This window comes from Iningainema tapete BLCC-T55 (genome assembly GCF_014698965.1).
Classification (GTDB): domain Bacteria; phylum Cyanobacteriota; class Cyanobacteriia; order Cyanobacteriales; family Nostocaceae; genus Iningainema; species Iningainema tapete.
On the sequence record NZ_JACXAE010000022.1, the window covers coordinates 1 to 837 of the forward strand.

At 42.5% G+C, this 837-nt stretch carries 1 protein-coding gene; it reads right to left on the reverse strand.

Going from position 1 to position 837, the window contains the following annotated elements:
- Positions 1 to 545: hypothetical protein (locus ICL16_RS04410; RefSeq protein WP_190825679.1), on the reverse strand; the 545-nt coding region annotated here is incomplete at its 3' end.
- Positions 546 to 837: the final 292 nt, after the last annotated feature.

Here is an 837-nt window from a genome sequence, read left to right on the forward strand (position 1 = left end):
CCAGTGGCTGCAACAAAAGTTTTATAAGCTGCTTTGGCTTTGATTTCTTTAAGAGCTTCAGAGTAATTATCTGATGAGCCTTTTCGACCAAAGCTAGCAGACACATTGTCACTACGATGACGCTTGTAAGGAGTTTCCGTGATCCGGCTATCACTTTCATTTGTCGCGGTCGTAGTACGCTGAGAGGCAATGATTTTAGCGAATTTGTATTTTGGAACTTTGACGACCTGATCGGTTGGACCTGTCGGAGGCGCAACATTAAATCTGTCGTCAATCAAACCTTTGACGATGTTTCCCGTGCTAGCTCCTTGACCCGTTTGTGTTGCGTCAATTACACGAGTTTCCAGGTGTACATTATCATTTTCGCTGTTGAACGGTAGGATGTAGCCGATCGTCCGTTCAGTTTTGACTCGGTCAGTTTCTGGCTTAGCTACAGTTTTGTAAGCAGCTTTTTTCTCTTTTCGTGACTTCTTGAGCCACAGCTGGTATTTTTCATAGGCATCTTGCAATTCTGGTCCGCGATTGATATCGCTGTAACGTCCCATAAAATATCTCAGTAAATTAGGTTGCTGAAACTCCAGTCTATTCAAGGTTTCAGCTTATAAAATTTGGCGGACAACTTAACTTGTCCGTGAAATAATAAAATATAAAATTTTGGGCGAGGAAATCTAAACCGTTTCAATCACGTTCCGAAAGCGCCCACCTACTGAAACAAGGTTTACTGGTTTCATTTGACCCCAGATTAGTAGCTGTGCATAGCGAAACTTTACGTCCGCTCGACGCCTTTTGATGGGTTTTTTGATAGTTTTCCCGTAAACCTTATGTGTACCGGGATTA